Here is a 3,228-nt window from a genome sequence, read left to right on the forward strand (position 1 = left end):
AATGCCTGCCGCTGGTGAAAGCGGCAGGCATTGCGGGATGTAAGGTTGGCGGCGACCGACTCTCCCACCGGTGAAGGCAGTACCATAGGCGCACCGGGGCTTAACGGCTCTGTTCGGAATGGGAAGAGGTGAACACCCGGGCTAAAGCCACCATTGCTGGCGGGGAACGCGCGTGTTCTGGTGCCCTGCTCGCGCAGGAACGCATTCCTCAATAACTCGACGTAAGGGGACAAAAACGAAGCGTGTGTTGCGCGCTCGACGAAATGATGCGAAGCCCTCGGCCACTTAGTACGGCTCAGCTATTGTGTTTCCACTTGTTCACCTGCCGCCTATCCACGTCGTCATCTCCGACGGGCCTTCCATTGGGAAATCTCATCTCCAGGTGAGTTTCGCACTTAGATGCTTTCAGCGCTTATCTCGTCCCAGCGTAGCTACCCGGCGCTGCACCTGGCGGTACAACCGGCGCACCAGCGGCTGGTCCATCCCGGTCCTCTCGTACTAAGGACAGGTCCTGTCAAATTTCCAACGCCCACCACAGATAGGGACCGAACTGTCTCACGACGTTCTGAACCCAGCTCGCGTGCCACTTTAATCGGCGAACAGCCGAACCCTTGGGACCTTCTCCAGCCCCAGGACGTGACGAGCCGACATCGAGGTGCCAAACCTCCCCGTCGATATGAGCTCTTGGGGGAGATCAGCCTGTTATCCCCGGCGTACCTTTTATCCTTTGAGCGATGGCCCTTCCATGCGGAACCACCGGATCACTATATCCGTCTTTCGACCCTGCTCGGCTAGTCGGCCTCACAGTCAAGCCCGCTTCTGCTATTGCGCTCTGCGTCCGGTTACCAAGCGGACTGAGCGGACCTTTGAAAGCCTCCGATACTCTTTTGGAGGCGACCACCCCAGTCAAACTACCCAGCAGCCACTGTTCCCTGTCATACAGGGTTAGGCATCAGGCACGGCAAGGGCGGTATTTCAACGGTGGCTCCCCGAGGACTAGCGTCCCCGGCTCAGCGCCTCCCGCCTATGCTACACATGCCGAACCCAACACCAATGGCAACCTATAGTAAAGGTGCACGGGGTCTTTCCGTCCCGTGGCGGGTACTCGGCATCTTCACCGAGACTACAATTTCACCGAGCTCACGGCTGAGACAGCGCCCAGATCGTTACACCATTCGTGCAGGTCGGAACTTACCCGACAAGGAATTTCGCTACCTTAGGACCGTTATAGTTACGGCCGCCGTTTACCGGGGCTTCGATTCAAACCTTCGCCCATTGCTGAACTAAGTTCCCCTCTTAACCTTCCGGCACCGGGCAGGTGTCAGGCCTTATACGTCCGCTTGCGCGTTAGCAAAGCCATGTGTTTTTGTTAAACAGTCGCCTGGGCCTTTTCACTGCGGCTTCTTGTCATTGCTGACAAGGAAGCGACCCTTCTCCCGAAGTTACAGGTCCATTTTGCCGAGTTCCTTGGCCGTGATTCACTCGAGCGCCTCAGGATACTCTCCTTGACTACCTGTGTCGGTTTGCGGTACGGGTAATGTTGACATTAAAACGCTTAGCAGGTTTTCTTGGCAGTCCGATTAGGCACACTATCCGCGTGTCCCGAAGGACGTGCGGTACTATCGGCTTTCGGCTAGGTGTGCGTACTTAACTACACTCCCACTACCTACGGCCTTCAACGGGCACTTCCGTCCGCCCGCGGTGCTTTCACTTCTGCGTCACTGCATCACTTGTCAACATTAGTGCGGGAATATTAACCCGCTGTCCATCGAGTGCACCTTTCGGCTTCCCCTTAGGTCCCGACTAACCCAATTCCGATTAGCGTTGAATTGGAAACCTTAGTCTATCGGCGTGGGGGTTTCGCACCCCCATTATCGTTACTCATGCCTACATATGCTTTTCTCCACGCTCCAGCACGCCTGACGACGCACCTTCACCGCAAGGAGAATGCTCCCCTACCACTTAGCCGTCTTTCATGCTAAATCCATTGCTTCGGTACTGAATTTGATGCCCGCGTATTATCGACGCCCGCTCGCTCGACCAGTGAGCTGTTACGCACTCTTTAAAGGAATGGCTGCTTCCAAGCCAACCTCCTGGCTGTCAAAGCAAGTGGACCTCCTTTGTTCAACTTAATTCAGATTTAGGGACCTTAGCAGATGGTCTGGGTTCTTTCCCTCTCGGCCGGGGACCTTAGCACCCCAGGCCTCACTGCCGGCTATAGCCAGTGGCATTCGGAGTTCATCAGGATTCGGTAGGCTCTGACACCCCCTAGTCCTATTGGTAGCTCTACCTCCACTGACCTCAACGCCGACGCTGTACCTCAATACATTTCGGGGAGTACGAGCTATTTCTCAGTTTGATTGGCCTTTCACCCCTACCCACAAGTCATCGAAATCCTTTTCAACGGAAACTCGTTCGGTCCTCCAGTGCGTGTTACCGCACCTTCAACCTGCTCATGGGTAGCTCACCAAGTTTCGCGTCTACCCCCCCCGACTCCGCGCCCTGTTCAGACTCGCTTTCGCTGCGGCTCCGCGCCTTGAAGCGCTTAACCTTGCCGGGGAGGAGTAACTCGTAGGCTCATTATGCAAAAGGCACGCCATCAGCCCACGAAAGGCCTCTGACTGCTTGTAAGCACACGGTTTCAGGTTCTTTTCACTCCGGTATTCCCGGTTCTTTTCACCTTTCCCTCACGGTACTAGTTCACTATCGGTGTCTCAGGAGTATGTAGCCTTAGCGGATGGTGCCGCTCGATTCAGACGGGGTTTCTCCGGCCCCGCCCTACTCAGGATCCCACTACCGTAAATCAGAATTGTCGCGTACCGGGCTCTCACCGTCTCTGGCCTGCTTTCCCAAGCAGTTCTGCTAACTCGATTCAATCAGATGTCGTGGTCCTACAACCCCGGACTGGCCGTAACCAACCCGGTTTGGGCTCCTCCCCGTTCGCTCGCCACTACTTGGGGAATCATTGTTATTTTCTTTTCCTGCAGGTACTTAGATGTTTCAGTTCCCTGCGTTTGCCGCCGCCGGTCAAGCCGGTCGGCTCTCACCTCTTCCAGGTGAGGGGTTGCCCCATTCGGAAACGCTGGGATCAGCGGGTATGTGCCCCTCCCCCAGCCTTATCGCAGCTTATCGCGTCCTTCGTCGCCTCTGAGACCCTAGGCATCCCCCGTGTGCTCTTGCTTACTTCGCTTTCGTACCGCTGACCCCATTGCTGGGGTCTGCTCATTC

At 56.0% G+C, this 3,228-nt stretch carries 2 rRNA genes; both read right to left on the reverse strand.

Annotation, left to right across the window (positions count from 1 at the left end):
• Positions 1 to 43: 43 nt before the first annotated feature.
• Positions 44 to 155: ribosomal RNA gene (gene rrf / locus BEN48_RS15520) — 5S ribosomal RNA — on the reverse strand.
• Positions 156 to 265: 110 nt separating this feature from the next.
• Positions 266 to 3,190: ribosomal RNA gene (locus BEN48_RS15525) — 23S ribosomal RNA — on the reverse strand.
• Positions 3,191 to 3,228 lie beyond the last annotated feature (38 nt).

Origin of the sequence: Hymenobacter glacialis (genome assembly GCF_001816165.1) — a bacterium.
Lineage (GTDB): Bacteria > Bacteroidota > Bacteroidia > Cytophagales > Hymenobacteraceae > Hymenobacter > Hymenobacter glacialis.